Source organism: Asaia bogorensis NBRC 16594, assembly GCF_001547995.1.
GTDB lineage: Bacteria > Pseudomonadota > Alphaproteobacteria > Acetobacterales > Acetobacteraceae > Asaia > Asaia bogorensis.
The window spans coordinates 1,700,010-1,714,421 of sequence record NZ_AP014690.1; the positions used below are offsets into that span (position 1 = coordinate 1,700,010).

Sequence of the window (14,412 nt, forward strand, 5' to 3'; positions counted from 1 at the left end):
GTTTCCGCACGTCGGTCAAGCGTTTTTTCCGCACATGCCGCACAAAAAGAAACCCGGCTGGGCCGGGCTTGCACGATTAGGAAAAGGAATTCTATCTTTCGTAGGTTGGGTTTATTCAACCTGAGATCGGCGACATTACCCGGTCCAAAGTTAGTCTACCTTTTTCGTAAGCCTCAGCCAACCTGATCTCTGCCAGTCATTACCGTCTACAGCAACGAACGACTCTAGTATTCCCGGTTGAGAAAACGAAAACGCCTCTAGAACTATCATCCCATAGAACACCAAGTTTTTACTATCCGGCAATTGATCACTTGGTACGTTGGAGATGTCTTGTACGGTCTCGAACAACTCTTCTCCGTTTAGTGTCAACCTGAAAGATATCTCTTTGGGTTTATCCTCCTCACCGCAAAGAACTATATTTCTTACACAAAATTTTCCTGGTGGCGTCGGGAAAGTTCGTTGCTCCGCCGTTTTGGGATAAGAACCAACGAATGTGAAACGCCCTCCAACTTCGATCCGCAGATCGTCATAGAACTCCGAGAGCGCCGGATAGTCTTTCACTTTCCAACCCCCATCATGATAACAGAGGGCTTAATCTGTTCATTTTTGCCTGCACGGTGATTTTCTTCCGTCAGCTCAAAATTAATCTTTCTGTTGAGCGCATAAGCCATGTCGGCAATAGTCTCGACAGTTATATTTCGAGTGCCGTTAAAGATGCGCGTAACAAAGGATTTATCCTTTTCAAGCTTACGCGCCAGATCTGCCTTGCTGAGCCCGGATTTCGTGTTTTCTTCTGAGTAAGCTTTTTTCAGTTGCAGATCGATATCGCTAAGAAGCTCCAGATAAATCTTTCGACGCCTCGGAATAATTTTCTTAAAGGACATCTTTAAGCCTTCCACTCTCAGAGCTAACTGATTTCTCAAGCCCTAACTTACTACGAAAAGAAAGAACCTCTTGTATTAAAGGTTCGTATGCAGTGTTGATGAGCAGCTTCTGCTTAAGCTCCCAATTTACAAAGAGGAAGTGAGACTTTTCAGGGAACCAGCCGAACAATCTCACATGCGTTGTTTTTAGTTCCCAAACTCCGTGTATTCTGTGCTTGAGATTACTTATTTCCTGGGGATAAAAGATAGGCTTTCCCGCGCAGAAATCATCTAACCGCTGCATCGCTTGCTCAAAGGGTGTTCTATTACATCCTCCAATCCTAGGACGCCGCTCGAGCTCCTGCATTCGAAGCTCGCCGTCTTCTCCATACCAGATATACCTTTCAGGCAAGCCTTCAATATCTGGATCATATTTGGTGATGCCCCTTAGGCTACCGAGTGCGCCGATAATCCCACCAGTTGCCATAAAAGTCAACTTTCTTTAATTGACGCAAAAGCGACGCACTCAAACGCCAAACGTGAGGTACTCCTGAGAGGAAAAGATCTCATTTCCATAGCCACTTGCCTACCACACGCCCATTGATATGGATATCGGTCAGAGCAACCTCGTCGATGGGGTAACTGGGGTTCACACTAATGATGCGAACGCGCTCAGGGACCGAATTGGGAATCAGCTGAAGTTGTTTGATAACCACACCGTGCCCATTCCATAGAACATAGACTCCATCATGACTGAGTTGCCGGTGACGGGTATCGACCAGAACTCGTTCACTGGGGAGGAAATCAGGTTCCATCGAGTTGCCGATCACTCTGACGACTGCCAGCCCAGACGTGTCAGGAAGATAGTTCTCCAGAAAGCCTCTAGGCATAGCCCACGATGCAACGGGAGCATGCCCCTCGCCCCCGCCCGCGCTCTCATCAATCAATGCCCCCGATCCTGCCTGCGGAGAGATGTCGTATTCATTTACGACCACCGCGCCTTGGACTGGGTGCGTGGCGGCCTCTACCCGTTTGGCGCGCTCGATACCTTCGCGAATTCCCATCTCGCCTGGGAAAACGCCAGCAAGTTCCCATACCTCTCGTAGTTCGATAGGCGGCTCGCCTCTATCTACGAGCAAAGGCACGGCCTTCTCTACGAAATCGATCGGTAGGAACGGCTTCTTATAGGTGTCCTCGTAGGTTCGATAAGAGGACTGCTTCTCGCCGTATCCCATAGCATCGGCAAAAGCCCTTACAGTCCACCCAGCGCGGTTCCGGAGAGCTTTGAGCTTGAGGCGGGGTAGTTCGTCGGTCATGGGCGCATCGTGCGACAAAAACGCACAGCAGTCAGTGCGGAAATTCCGCTTGCTATATGTGCGGACATAGCGCACATTCCGCACATGACAATCGCTACCGATATCATAACTCGACTAGGTGGTACGCGCGCTGCGGCCAAACTGCTCGATAAGCCGCCCTCGACTGTCCAGTCATGGAAAGGTTCAGGGTTCATTCCTGCTCGCTATCAGGGAGAAATTCTTGAGAAAGCGCGACACGCTGGGATCGAAATAAATGCTGCTGATCTCGTAGGCGCCCGTCGCACCCCAACGGAGGCCCGCCCATGAGTCTCCTGCACTTCCTCGAAATCATCATCCCCGCCTGCGCTGCCATCCGCCTACTCGTCTGGGCGTCCGGCGTGACGCGGGCCACAAGCTCGGAGGAACGGTCATGAGCGCCCCAGCCGCCAAACCGCCGTTCTCCTTGACCGGCACGGTCTCCGCGCTCGACCTGCAGAGCATCGCAAGCCGCCTCGAACGCAAGGGGGGGCAGAAATGAGCGATACGAAGAACTGCGAATATTGCGGGGCTACGTTCAGCCGTAAGCCGGGTATGCGCCTTTCCAAATGGCTGCCGCGCCGCTTCTGCAGCGTGGCTTGCGGCGCACATTGTGGAGGCAATGCCACCGGGAGCCGAGTCAAGAAAGAAAGAGCGTCTGGTCCGGCAAATATCGACCCGAAGTATGATGATTACTCCCTTGAGGACGTAGTGCGCGATTGTGGGGGCATCGATGCACTCGCGGCGCACTTCGCGATATCGAAGCACGCGATCAGGTATTGGAACCGGGTACCGACCAGGCGGCAATATGAAATCCGCGATTTATCCGGGATTCCGCTGGCCGTTATCGAGCGTGTCAAGAAATCGGAAGTCGTCGCCGAACATCCGCAGAGCAAGCCGAAGATCACGCGCATCGACCCGCTGCCCGCTGGTTCGGCTGAGACCTGGGGCGCAATGATGCCCGGTGTCTCATGGGCCGACGCTCAACGCGACATCGCGCAGATGGGCGCGCGTTGACATGAGCGAAGCACCTTGACCATCAAATGACGACCACGACCCCCACCGCAGCCGCAAACTGCTCGACCAGACGTTGGCGCGTCTGGCCCGTAGCGTGCGGGTGCAGCACCGACCAGAGCCGGGCGGCGCGCATGATGTCGAGAGCGATCACGGGCGTATCCAACCGCTGCGTGAACCTTCTCGCATCTGCCTCGACCAGTGGCTTGTCGTGCTCGTGGGTGGTGGTGTCGTCGTCCATTCTTTGGCTGCTCCAATTCGTCCCTGACCTGACGAACAATGGAGAAAGCCAATGCGAAAATCGCGAGGGAATCACCACCGAGTTTTTCGGTGGAGGACAGGCAACATGATGGATGCCGCCACCTACGCAGACACCGTGTCCGAGATCCTGCGCCGTAATTACGGCCATCTCAGGCACGCAGCGAAACAACTTGCCCGCAGCGTCGGCACCTCGCCACGCACGGTCGAAAACTGGTTTGCCGGTATCAATGCGCCCCGAGGGGCTGAGCTGATCCGGCTCATGCAACAATGTGACGATCTCCGCGACGAGATCTTCCGAATTGTGGAGGAAGGCCAATGCCCAAAGGCGTCGGCATCGACTTCGGATGGTGTGGATTTGGCCACCATTCCGGGCCCCCAAGAACATTCAGGCTGGGTTTTCTATCGGTAATGCTTTTCCCGGACGGCATCGTTGCGCGCTTCGCGAGCTACGAGATCGCGCTCCAGGTGAAGCGGGATGGAGCCGAGAAATGACCCAGCCGCTCCCGTTCGCAAACCTGCGAAATTACTTAGCCGATCAGATCGAAATGGAAGGAAGCCTTTCGCGATGGGCTGACCGGCACGGCTTCCACAAATCGACCGTCTCCGAAGTCCTGAGCCAGAAGCGTGAAATGCCAGACACCATGGCGAACGCGCTCGGTTTTGCTGTCCAGAAAATTGCCATTCCGATGCGAGGCCAGAATGTCTGAGTTCCCGAACGATCATAATTCCCGCGCCCAAGAAGGCGGGGTGGCTGCCGATCGTCTGCGCTCCATTATCGAGCGGCATATCCGGCTTGAGGAAGAGGTGAAGGCCCTGCGCGGCGACCAGAAGGACATAATGTCCGAGGCCAAAAGCGCGGGCTACTGTCCCAAGACGATCAAGCAGGTCATTCGCATCATGAATGCTGATCCGAAGGATGTGCAGGAAGCAGAGCATCTGCTCGACACATACCGGAGGGCATTAGGATGCTAGGTTTCCTCTTCCTCCGCCGATGCCGCCGACTGGAAGCCGAAAACGACAGGCTCGTTGCGTTGCTCGCTGCAACTGAGATCGTCCACACTGGCCAGGATCATGAGTTGTGGAAAGCCAAAGCTGAGGCTGGTCGGGCGCTGTCGCTGCTGGCGGCCAAAGACTGCGAGATCAACCTGCTTAAAGCCGAGATCCGCGCCCTGAAACGGGAGCGGGACCGGGCTGGGAGGTTTGCTCATGAAGCGCCCTGAGGACACCCTGCATGAAGCAGTATGGCTGGCGCTCAAGCTGGCCCTGCCGCCCGAAGCCGTAGCGATCAGCCATGAGAACCGACAGAACGGCCCGCGTGAAGGTGCCCGACGCAAAAAGCGCGGCTGCCTGCCTGGGTGGCCGGATCTGGAGATCGTCCACGCCGGCCGCCATCACCTGATCGAGCTCAAGACGCCCGTAGGGACGCTGAGCAAGGCTCAACGCGAGATGCACGCTCGCCTGACGCAGGCTGGCGGGTCAGTAGCCGTCTGCAGGTCTGTGGATGCCGTGCTGGCGCATCTGGCCGCCTGTGGCGTGCCTGTGAGAGCGAGGGTGGCGGCATGAGTAAACCAGAACCCCTGACGCCCTCAGATTGCGACCTGCGGGGGCTCCCATTCATGCAATTGGACGTGTCCAGGCTGGTTGATAGCGACATGTTTGCGCTGTCCACCGGGGAGGAATTCAAAGCTGCTGTTGCGCTTTGGTGCAAGTCGTGGCTGCAAATTCCCGCGTCGAGCCTTCCGAATGACGACCGAGTGCTTGCCCATCTTTCGGGCGCAGGCTCACGGTGGAGCCGCATCAAAGAGATGGCTTTGCGTGGCTGGGTGCTGTGTTCTGATGGCCGTTTGTACCACCCTACAGTGGCCGAAAAAGCCCGCCATGCTTGGGAATCTCGCGTGCGACAGCGCGAGAGAGCCGCAAAGCGTTGGGAGAAGTCTGACCGCGCAACCGGCAATGCCACAGCATCGGACTCACAAGAGCCACGGGAATGCCACGGCATATCCCACGGCAATGCCATAGAGAGGGAGAGGGAGAGGGAGAGTATAGACTCTTCACTACGTTCAGAGTCTGTCAGCGCTTCCGCGCCTGACGAAAAGCCATCCGTCCGGGTTGTGGGATATTCCGAGCCGAAAGCCCCCAAGGGATGCAGGCTGCCGGATACCTGGTGGCCGTCTGACGATCTCCAGCAGTTCGCCCGTTCGAATGGCTGCAACCCGAACAAGGTGGCCGAAGCTTTCTGCGACTACTGGCGTGCGGTTGCCGGCGCAAAGGGCGTCAAGCTCGACTGGGACGCCACGTTTCGCAACTGGTGCCGCAGGGACAGCGAGCGCGGGGGCAAAGCGGCGTCCGTCCCACGTGAGCGACCAAAATCCATTCTCGCACAACAGGCCGACCGCATGGAGGCCGAATGGCTCGAACGCCAAGGCATGGGGGAGATGCAGCGATGAACAACCTCGCCATGTCTGATCGCCGCCCGGCGATCGTGATCAGCCCCGAATTGCAGGCAGTGATCGGCTCACACTCTGGCGGCTTCTTCGGCAGGCGCGAAACGGACGCCGAGCGCAACGCCCGCTTGCGCCGAGGCGATGTCGCTCCCGGTTTGGTGCTTGGCAGTACGGCGCAGGCAAAGCCGTCAGCCGGGGCTATTGCCGAGGCCCGTCGCGTTCTCCCCCTTCTCGAACGCGAGTTAGACCCTCTCCCGGCCCATGAGCTTTTTGCGGTGGTCAAGCATCTGACCGACATGCTCAACGGCGCCGCCCCAAACCCGCAAGACGAAGGGGCGATGAAGATGCGAAGGCTTGCAATGCTTGCCGCGCTCTCGGACACCCCTGCCGGAGTGTGGGGCGATGAACTGACCAAGGCAGCATTGCGCCGATTCAAGTTCTTCCCCTCTGTGGCTGAGCTTGCGGAGTTGCTGGACGAGGTGGCCGCCCCTCTGCGCGACAAGGTGGCGCATGTCCGCATCGTGTCGCGTCAGGAGGCTCGAGAGCCGGAACGCCCTCGCCCGACCGACGCTGAACGCGAGGCCGTCCGGGAGATGATGGCGGCTCGCCGGGCTGAGGTCGCCAAGCGCGAAGCCCACGAAGCGAAGATCCGCAAGCACGGCACCTACACACCACCCGGCGCTGAGGGTCTGACCGGCTGGGCCCTGCTCGACGCGCTGAAGGCCGATCTGCCGAACCTCGACGGGGATTTGCTGGCCGTGACGCAAGAGCGGGTCGAGGAAATGCAGCGCCGGTTTGAGGCGGCGGAACGGTTCATGACGAGCGAGGCGCAGGCATGAAAAACCCAGCAAATCCGGGCGATTTCGGTACAAACGGGACTCGGGGTGTGGTAGGATCGGGCATGAGCGAAACGACGAAACGGGCGATACCCACGGACCTCATGGACACCGGCACGCGATGGGCCGAACGAGTGGACGCAACGCACCTCATCGCCAAGCCCGTTCCCTATCATGCCGCGAGAGCCAATTTGCGGGCCGCTGAGGGCGGTGCGGAACACGAGACGACAAACTCACCGGCGGAAATTGGAACGGGCTGTACGGGGCGGAAAATGGCTCTTGTGGCGATCAGATGCGCGGCGTTGGTTTTGTCTTTCGCCCTGATCGGCTTCATCGCGTTGTGGATCGATCGCAAGGAAGGCCTCCTGTGCACGGTCATATCCGTGACGATCAGCGCTGCGATATCGTGGTATCTGTGTCCGCCACTGGTCGTGCGTAGGCGTGGTTCTGGTGGGGAGGGGGTTCGACGAGAAAAAGTCACAATAATGTGATTGATGGGCGCGATTGATAGCGAGACTCAGGCCGATGCATCTCGCTACGGTAAAAAGACGTCAAACGCCGCGGTTAAGTCGACTACCGGCCGCCAATATTATTAGGGATTACAAGGCCTTGTCTCTAAATCCCCCTTCATCTCCGGCCACCCCAAAGCAAGGTATTCTAGACCTAGGGATTGAGATCGAGCGCGTCATAGCCGGCATAGAAATGGGCGTGTTGGAAAATGGCACCCCCTACCTAACACAGCGAGGCTTGGCTGGAATGTCAGGCGCCGCAAGATCAACCCTGCAAGAGCTGACCCTCGAATGGGAGACAGCTCATCAAACTGGGATATTTGGTTCTAAGCGCGTGTCTTGGTTCAAAGACTATCTGGCTGAAAAAGCTTACGGCGAACCTAGTCTCTACATTGAGATACGAAAAGACGGATCAGCGCACTACGCTTATCCAGATGTCGTATGCATGGCGGTCATCGAGTATTTTGCATTCGAAGCACAGAGAACGAATGAAACGGCGCTAAAAAGCTTCCGCCAACTTGCGCGTTTCGGCCTCCAAAGTTTCATCTACGAAGCCTTGGGATACGCTCCTCCTGACAAGTGGAAGTACTATCATGATCGCGTATCTTTACTTGTCGGGGGAGCACCTGACGGATACTTCATTGTGTTCAACGAGGTGGGAGGGATGATTGTCGACTTAATAAATGCTGATGTTGGCGTAAATGATAAAACGATACCTGACATCAGCGTTGGGAAGGCTTGGGGGAGCTATTGGACGAAAAACAATCTCGAAAATACTTATGGCCCCCGAGTAGTATTCGAGCACAATTATCCCTCTTACTATCCTCAGGCAGCTAGCAACCCGCAACGCCCTTGGGCATACCCAAATGAGGCTTTGGCCGAGTTTCGCCGGTGGTTTCGACACGAATATCTCACCACTCGTTTCCCAAAATACATATTGACAAAAGCTCACCTGATTGGCGGACAAGAAGAGGCCAAACGTATTGGGCAGATCTATCAGCCCCGCGCTTTGAGCGGTCCATAATCTGGCTAGAACGAGTGGCGCTCCGCCCTTCCCCACCTGGCGCGACCTAGCCGACACGCTCGCCAGCCAAGACCCGGACCAGCGTGTGACGGACGACGATGCGGGGTTCTGGATCGGCGTGCACGAAAAAATCAAAGCTCGTGGCGCAAGTTTTAGTTGATTTTTGAGTCATGATTAACGGAGATTACCGTTACAAACTCAGGATCAAAAAAATGCCAAGAAGCCAGATCCCCGCCCTAATGTTATTCGCCAACTGCTTTGTCATAGTGAGCTTACGGGCGATGGAGATAGACATAGAGTATTACACGGAAGCTATGCTCTATATGTCCGCCTGCCTCATCGGTCTCGCTTGCGTTGCCCAACTGAGTTTGCGGTTGTTCAAGGCGCATCGGCTTCGTCGTCGTTATTGATCCGTAAGAACCGGACGTAGCTGTGCGTCAGGAATACTTTGACGGTGCGGCGTAATACCTGTGAGGGGCAAGCGGTTTTCGTTGTACTGACGGGCTGTTTCTGGTAGAATTTGAGTATGGCCATATCCCAGAAATCGCAGGAACGATCTTCGAGATGTTCAAGCCCAAACCGAAAGATGGGCCTTTTCCCGTTCTTACTGTGAAGCGGCCTGGACACGGGCTGCCTGTTCCGACGCCGGCCAATAAGGCAGATCAGGTCTCAAGCTCTTGCGCCAACACATTCGTCGGTCTGGTTGAAGCGCCAGACGGAAGTCGGTAGCTCGCCCGCATCTTGGTTTACATAACACCAGGTTCCCGTGACTGACGGTTCATCATCGTCCAGGGTCAAAGCGCTTTCGCACCATGTCTGCGCAAGAATGAGCGATTGATAAAGCTGCAAGGCCTCCGCAACGGCGTTTAAGGCTTTCAACTCTGCGATCCGGCTCTCGAACTCGTCCATGCATCGAGGCTAACGTAAGTACGGTTAATCATCCGTTATGCGAGTGTTAAGTAAATTTGAGCATAGAGAAACGTTGCGAGAAGGCGCCATTTGTCTCCTCTCGCGCGGGCGTGCAAACGATTCCTTAACCCTTTTAACATCACCTGCGGAGTTCGATTCAACAGGACTTATCATGTCTAGATGCAATATCATTGGACTGTCTTTATTATTGGCAACCCTTCCTGGTTGTCACAAACAAGACCGGAATATCGCACAAGTGTCTTTGCATGAAGCCCATTGTCATGTCGTCGCTCAAGAAAGCTATTGCGAGGAGGACGGCGGCGGTAGGCGATTTGAAATCGCCGACATCCCCGAGGAATTCAGAAACCAGTTCATAACCGAGTGTAGCGGTAACTTGCACTGCGACGTCGACCTGAGCGTACCGCGAATAGAGGCTGGAGACCGCAAACTGTGCAAGATCGTAGACATCTCGTGGTCCGATGCTCGTGGGGGATCACACTATGAACATATCTATGGCAAGTGGTTAGCCGCGATCCACCTCCCGCAATGGGGAGGCACAAACAAAAAAGCTTGATGAATTGTTGTCGAATCGTAATCGTACCCTTCCGCAATGTTACAATTCGATGTAGTCGCGCACCCATGACGATATCGAAATCAATTTTCGGCGCCGCTGCGTGCGCGTGGGGAGCATTTCTCGTGCTACACTTCCTCGATCTAGAAGGGACATGCGCTTTGCAGGATCATGCTCAAATGATTGCAGACATCATGGCTGTAGCCTGCATCTTCGTGCTGCTCGGTAAACTCGTCAGGATGCATAAATCTCGGGCAACCCACTGACCTTCCTTTAAACTGACCGCTGTAATTTCCTGTGTACTTAGAGGGCGCGGTCGGCGATAATCAGGGTATGACGACAGCCCCAAAAATCCATGAAACTGTTGCTCAAATGGCGAGGCCGAAAGCGGCCAAACGCCCTCCGGCCCCGAGGCATGAAACGGGGCTCGTTGCAACGATGGAGCGCGTGGGAAAGGACGATTACCAAGGCCCTGTCGGCAAGCGCTCGCGATGCAATCACCTCCTGACCCTACGCAAGGCCGGCGAGCTTGATGCTGAGGCCGAAACCTTGGCTGAGCGCTGGTTGAGCGATTACCAATTTGGCGTTCACGGCTATACGGACGCCATGCACAGTCCGCTGCCAAGCGATTACATTCGCGGCGATGCGATCACGTTCGCCACGTCGCGCGGCATCGCCAGTGAGCGGGTGGGTTTGGTGCGCGACAACCTGGGGGATGATGCGCACGATATGCTCGTCCGGCTCCTTTCTCTCGATCAGTCGTTTGCCTCCATTGCGCGCGAGAAGTTTCCTGCACGTAGCAAGACGAGCGCCGAGAAGGCCATCCGGGAACGCGCAGTCGTGCTGCTTCAAATCCTGCCGAGCGCCTATAAATCAGCTTGCCGCTTGCAGAAGCAGCGCAAGGAACAGGCGCGCAGATAACGCTGTACAATGGCCATGCAGACGGATAATATCTGATAAATCCCTAAATCCGCGCGGTCCACAATGCTCCCTCAATCAACGCGATTGTCGGTGGGCGATATTGTGCAGTTCGGCGCGGTTCGGTTTTTCTTGGTTGGGCTGGGCTCTAATTCCGCCGTTCTCTGTGAAATCGTTGGTTCTTCAGCGCCCCACCATAGGGCTGACATCTCCCTGTCGTGGCCTGAGACTTTGCGGATGGGGGTCGCTACGCGCAGTCATATCAGATGCGCGCCACGGCTTTTTCGGAATGCCGGGCGACTTATGAAAATCGGCGCTGCCGATAAGCCCATTTTGACGCGTGTGCGGGCAGCCGTTCGGGTCGAGCTCGACGTGCAGAGACGCGAGGACGAGTGGCTTTTTGCTCGGCATTTTTGTGGCTGAATTCCCCTAAACATAATTGCCTGGAGGTCGCATGGCTGGGCGCAAACGTCCGGTAAAGAGCCGGGCTACTACAAAAACCACAAAGCCAAAGCGCGATGCGCGAGATGTCTTTCTCGACCATCTGCGCAAAACGTCGAATATCTCGGAGGCGGCGCGCGTTGCCGTTCTGGATCGAACAACCGTTTACAGATGGCGCTCGGAAGATCCTGGCTTCGCTACCGCCTGGGACGACGCAATTGACGAGGCGACAGACGCTTTAGAGGCGGAAGCCAGACGCCGCGCAGTCGATGGGCACGAAGAATATGTGGTCTCAATGGGCCAGATCGTCCTCGACCCCAATACCGGCGAGCCCTTGAAGCAAAAGCGTTTCAGCGACTCTCTGACCGCCTTACTGCTGCGCGCGCACCGCCCCGAAAAATATCGAGAGCGGCATGACGTGAAGCAGTCGGGATCGGTCGCCATCACCATCACACCGGACGACAGCGCGCTTTGAGGCATGGTCGCAACGCTCAATCCTGCGCAGGCTGAGGCCAACCGGCTCCTAGGCTCGCCTGCCACGCATATCCTGCTGCGTGGCGGGTCGCGCTCGGGCAAGACGTTCCTGCTGGTCCGGGCAATCGTCATCCGAGCAGTCATGGCCCCTGGCTCACGGCACGGGATCTTCAGGCACAGATTCAACGCCCTCAAACACACGATCATTGGCGATACCTTTCCGAAGGTCATGCGCCTCTGCTTTCCCGATCTGCCTTACACGCTGAACAGAACTGATTGGTTCGTGAGCCTGCCAAATGGCTCCGAGATTCTGTTCCACGGTCTCGACAGTTCGGACCGGACCGAGAAGATCCTCGGTCTGGAGTTCACCACGGTTTATCTGAACGAAGCGAGCCAGATCAGCTACGGCGCACGCAACATGCTGCTGACGCGCTTGGCACAGAAAACGAAGCTGGTCGCCAAGGAATATATCGACGCCAACCCGCCAACGACCTCGCACTGGCTCTACAGTCTGTTCGAGCGTCGGATAGAGCCGAAAGGCGGCGAGCCCCTGCCTGATCCGGCGTCTTACGCGACGATGCAGATTAACCCGGACGCGAACCGGGACAATCTCTCGCCTGAGTATCTCGCCCAGCTGGAGGCATTGCCGGAAAAGGAGCGTCAGCGCTTCCTGTTCGGGAATTATCAGACCGCGATTGACGGCGCGCTCTGGACGCTGGATCGGATCAGGCGGGCCCCTGCGGTTGTGGAAGAGGAACGCGCCGTCTTCTTGGCAGACATGAAGCGCATCGTCGTGGCTGTGGATCCGTCTGGCTGTTCAGGTCAGGAAGATTACCGCTCGGACGAGATCGGCATTTCAGTTTGCGGCATCGACCGTGAAGGTTGCGGCCACGTGCTCGCAGATCTGACATGCCGCACCGGCCCGGCCGGATGGGCGAAGGTCGCGCTCGATGCCCTCGACCTCTGGAAGGCCGACCGGATCATCGCAGAACGTAATTTCGGCGGGGCAATGGTTGAGCAGACAATACGATCGGTCAGGGCTACCGCGCCGATCAAGATGGTGACGGCCTCACGTGGCAAATACGCCCGGGCAGAGCCGATCGCCGCGCTCTATGAGCAAGGCAAGGTCACGCATCACGGGCGCTTTCCCGATCTCGAGGATCAGATGTGCCAGTTCTCGGCTTCCGGCTTCCAGGGCGCTCGCTCGCCTGACCGGGCCGACGCGCTGGTGTGGGCGCTGACAGAACTGATGCTTGAAAAGCAGAGCGCCCCGGCTGGATGGGCGCCTGCACCAGTTACTTTTGGACGATAAGGCTCTCGCATGGACTGGCGGCATCTCACCGAGCGATACGTCGCGCCTCAAGGTCTGGCCGCGCGGAGTGCTCGTCTGCTCAATCTCCGCCGTGTGCTCGACGGAACGATGTACGACGTTCTGCCGCACGATTTCTCGGAAGAGTATTCCGGAGCCGGTGAGTATATTCCCCTCTCCCGCCGCCGCCCGTCCGTCCGCACCAATCTGTGCCGAACGGTGGTTGATGACAGCGTGTCGCTCTTGTTTGGTGACACGCATTGGCCGAGCTTTCGGGCAACGGACCAGAACACGAGCGATGCGCTTAATGCCTTTGCCCGGTGCGCAGGGCTTCGGACCCTAATGGTCGAGGCAGCGACGCGGGGTTCGGTCGGTTCTGTCGCGATCCTGGTCGAGGCAATCGACAGCCAGCTTGCGCCCACATTGCTCGACACGGCCTATCTCACGCCACGTTGGGACGCGCTTGGTCGCCTTCTTTCGGTGCAAGAGCGGTTCATTGTCAAAGGTGCTGATTTGGTCGCATCGGGCTACTCGATCCCTGACGATATGGCCGGGGCGCTGTATTGGTGGCAACGAACATGGACGGCGCAAGAATGCGAGGTCATGCAGCCGCAACCCGTCAGTTCGGACAAATCAGCCAACATTGACGCAGAGCGGTCGAGCAAGCACGGCCTTGGCTTTGTGCCCATCGTCTGGATCCGGAACCTTGGTGGTGCACCGGGCGAGGCTGACGGGGCTTGCACGTTCGAGAAGGCGATCGATACCGTCATCGAAGCTGACTATCTCCTGTCGCAGGGTGGTCGCGGCTTGCGCTACGCCTCAGACCCAACGCTGGTGCTCAAGGCTGGTCGGGAAGAGTCCGGCGCCCCAGCCCGGCAAGGTGGTGCGGCCTCAGCTCTAACCCTGCCCCCTGACGGCGATGCCAAGCTGCTCGAGATCAACGGTGCGGCGGCTGATGCGGTCCTGACCCACTACCGGGAGTTGCGGGCCTTGGTGCTCGAGCAACTGCACGGCAACCGCGCCCATTCAGACAAGATTTCCGCAGCGCAGTCCGGCCGGGCCATGGAGATGATGTGCCTGCCGCTCATCTGGCTCACGGATCGGCTCAGGCAGTCCTATGGCGAGAGCGGATTGCTATGCCTGCTCCGCATGGTCTGTCAGTTCTCCGCTGCTCTGGCTGACGGCGTGCTGATCGACGGCGAGCGGCACAAGGATCTCGACCCGACTGGCCTCTGTCTGCACTGGCCGCCGTGGTTCGACCCGACCGAGCCCGAATTGCTGGCGCTGGCCCAAGGGCTCGTGACGGCAGTGGATGGCGGCCTGATCGCGAACCAGACCGCATGCATGATCTACGCCGCCCGGATTGGTGTCGCTGACGCCTCCGAGGAATGGACGGCGATCAAAGCCGAGATTGCGAATGGTGAGCGCGTGGCCAAGCCCGCCGACGCGGTTCGCAAGGATGCCCTCGTTGGCAAGACGCTCTCGCATCAGGTCGAGGCGTAATCGCG

At 57.3% G+C, this 14,412-nt stretch carries 20 protein-coding genes; 14 read left to right on the plus strand and 6 right to left on the minus strand.

The window, feature by feature from the left end; translation table 11 throughout:
* Nucleotides 1–557 precede the first annotated feature (557 nt).
* The 3 genes from Asbog_RS07495 to Asbog_RS07505 form a co-directional block, all read right to left on the minus strand.
* On the minus strand, nt 558–884 hold the full coding sequence (locus tag Asbog_RS07495) for a helix-turn-helix domain-containing protein (RefSeq protein WP_062164656.1): 327 nt from the start codon (nt 882–884) through the stop codon (nt 558–560).
* Nucleotides 874–1,359, minus strand: a complete 486-nt coding sequence (locus tag Asbog_RS07500; RefSeq protein WP_148640452.1) for a hypothetical protein — start codon at nt 1,357–1,359, stop codon at nt 874–876. Before Asbog_RS07500 ends, Asbog_RS07495 begins: the two co-directional genes overlap by 11 nt.
* A gap of 70 nt (nt 1,360–1,429) precedes the next feature.
* Nucleotides 1,430–2,179, minus strand: coding sequence for a S24 family peptidase (locus Asbog_RS07505; RefSeq protein ID WP_062164658.1), 750 nt, complete (start codon nt 2,177–2,179; stop codon nt 1,430–1,432).
* An 84-nt stretch (nt 2,180–2,263) separates the two neighbouring features.
* Here Asbog_RS07505 and Asbog_RS14785 point away from each other — a divergent pair, with 84 nt between their 5' ends.
* Both Asbog_RS14785 and Asbog_RS07510 read left to right on the plus strand, forming a co-directional pair.
* Nucleotides 2,264–2,485, plus strand: coding sequence for a carph-isopro domain-containing protein (locus Asbog_RS14785; protein WP_371861684.1), 222 nt, complete (start codon nt 2,264–2,266; stop codon nt 2,483–2,485).
* A gap of 207 nt (nt 2,486–2,692) precedes the next feature.
* On the plus strand, nt 2,693–3,211 hold the full coding sequence (locus tag Asbog_RS07510) for a hypothetical protein (RefSeq protein WP_062164659.1): 519 nt from the start codon (nt 2,693–2,695) through the stop codon (nt 3,209–3,211).
* Between the two features lie 22 nt (nt 3,212–3,233).
* On the opposite strand, the gene Asbog_RS07515 is transcribed toward Asbog_RS07510, so the two are convergent.
* Nucleotides 3,234–3,449, minus strand: coding sequence for a hypothetical protein (locus tag Asbog_RS07515; protein WP_062164660.1), 216 nt, complete (start codon nt 3,447–3,449; stop codon nt 3,234–3,236).
* 105 nt (nt 3,450–3,554) lie between these two features.
* Here Asbog_RS07515 and Asbog_RS07520 point away from each other — a divergent pair, with 105 nt between their 5' ends.
* From Asbog_RS07520 to Asbog_RS07530, 3 genes are all read left to right on the plus strand, one after another.
* Nucleotides 3,555–3,878, plus strand: coding sequence for a hypothetical protein (locus Asbog_RS07520; protein ID WP_186820080.1), 324 nt, complete (start codon nt 3,555–3,557; stop codon nt 3,876–3,878).
* Between the two features lie 79 nt (nt 3,879–3,957).
* Nucleotides 3,958–4,176 (plus strand): helix-turn-helix domain-containing protein, encoded by a 219-nt coding sequence (locus Asbog_RS07525; RefSeq protein ID WP_062164661.1) that lies wholly within the window; start codon nt 3,958–3,960, stop codon nt 4,174–4,176.
* Nucleotides 4,169–4,441, plus strand: a complete 273-nt coding sequence (locus Asbog_RS07530) for a DUF2312 domain-containing protein (RefSeq protein ID WP_062164662.1) — start codon at nt 4,169–4,171, stop codon at nt 4,439–4,441. Before Asbog_RS07525 ends, Asbog_RS07530 begins: the two co-directional genes overlap by 8 nt.
* On the opposite strand, the gene Asbog_RS14395 is transcribed toward Asbog_RS07530, so the two are convergent.
* Nucleotides 4,438–4,677: a hypothetical protein gene (locus tag Asbog_RS14395; protein ID WP_146926636.1), complete on the minus strand. Its 240-nt coding sequence runs from the start codon at nt 4,675–4,677 to the stop codon at nt 4,438–4,440. The two genes, Asbog_RS07530 and Asbog_RS14395, sit on opposite strands and share 4 nt — an antisense overlap.
* Between Asbog_RS14395 and Asbog_RS07540 the strand changes: the two genes are divergently transcribed.
* The 5 genes from Asbog_RS07540 (at nt 4,676) to Asbog_RS07560 (ending at nt 8,282) form a co-directional block, all read left to right on the plus strand.
* Nucleotides 4,676–5,032 (plus strand): VRR-NUC domain-containing protein, encoded by a 357-nt coding sequence (locus tag Asbog_RS07540; protein ID WP_062164664.1) that lies wholly within the window; start codon nt 4,676–4,678, stop codon nt 5,030–5,032. The two genes, Asbog_RS14395 and Asbog_RS07540, sit on opposite strands and share 2 nt — an antisense overlap.
* Before the next feature lie 53 nt (nt 5,033–5,085).
* A complete protein-coding gene (locus tag Asbog_RS07545) occupies nt 5,086–5,916 on the plus strand; it encodes a DUF1376 domain-containing protein (protein WP_197669034.1) in 831 nt (276 codons plus the stop codon).
* 11 nt (nt 5,917–5,927) lie between these two features.
* A complete protein-coding gene (locus Asbog_RS07550; protein ID WP_146926634.1) occupies nt 5,928–6,752 on the plus strand; it encodes a hypothetical protein in 825 nt (274 codons plus the stop codon).
* 62 nt (nt 6,753–6,814) lie between these two features.
* Nucleotides 6,815–7,240 carry a hypothetical protein gene (locus Asbog_RS07555; protein ID WP_146926632.1) on the plus strand — a complete coding sequence of 142 codons (426 nt, stop codon included), beginning with the start codon at nt 6,815–6,817 and terminating at the stop codon, nt 7,238–7,240.
* 118 nt (nt 7,241–7,358) lie between these two features.
* Nucleotides 7,359–8,282 carry a hypothetical protein gene (locus tag Asbog_RS07560; RefSeq protein WP_062165776.1) on the plus strand — a complete coding sequence of 308 codons (924 nt, stop codon included), beginning with the start codon at nt 7,359–7,361 and terminating at the stop codon, nt 8,280–8,282.
* Between the two features lie 669 nt (nt 8,283–8,951).
* Here Asbog_RS07560 and Asbog_RS07570 read toward each other — a convergent pair.
* Nucleotides 8,952–9,191 (minus strand): hypothetical protein, encoded by a 240-nt coding sequence (locus tag Asbog_RS07570; protein ID WP_062164669.1) that lies wholly within the window; start codon nt 9,189–9,191, stop codon nt 8,952–8,954.
* Between the two features lie 1,018 nt (nt 9,192–10,209).
* Here Asbog_RS07570 and Asbog_RS07580 point away from each other — a divergent pair.
* From Asbog_RS07580 to Asbog_RS07595, 4 genes are all read left to right on the plus strand, one after another.
* Nucleotides 10,210–10,683: a hypothetical protein gene (locus Asbog_RS07580; RefSeq protein ID WP_146926631.1), complete on the plus strand. Its 474-nt coding sequence runs from the start codon at nt 10,210–10,212 to the stop codon at nt 10,681–10,683.
* A 451-nt stretch (nt 10,684–11,134) separates the two neighbouring features.
* Nucleotides 11,135–11,596 (plus strand): hypothetical protein, encoded by a 462-nt coding sequence (locus Asbog_RS07585; RefSeq protein WP_062164672.1) that lies wholly within the window; start codon nt 11,135–11,137, stop codon nt 11,594–11,596.
* Between the two features lie 3 nt (nt 11,597–11,599).
* Nucleotides 11,600–12,907, plus strand: a complete 1,308-nt coding sequence (locus Asbog_RS07590; RefSeq protein ID WP_062164673.1) for a phage terminase large subunit — start codon at nt 11,600–11,602, stop codon at nt 12,905–12,907.
* Nucleotides 12,908–12,916: 9 nt separating this feature from the next.
* Nucleotides 12,917–14,407, plus strand: a complete 1,491-nt coding sequence (locus Asbog_RS07595; RefSeq protein WP_062164674.1) for a phage portal protein — start codon at nt 12,917–12,919, stop codon at nt 14,405–14,407.
* Nucleotides 14,408–14,412 lie beyond the last annotated feature (5 nt).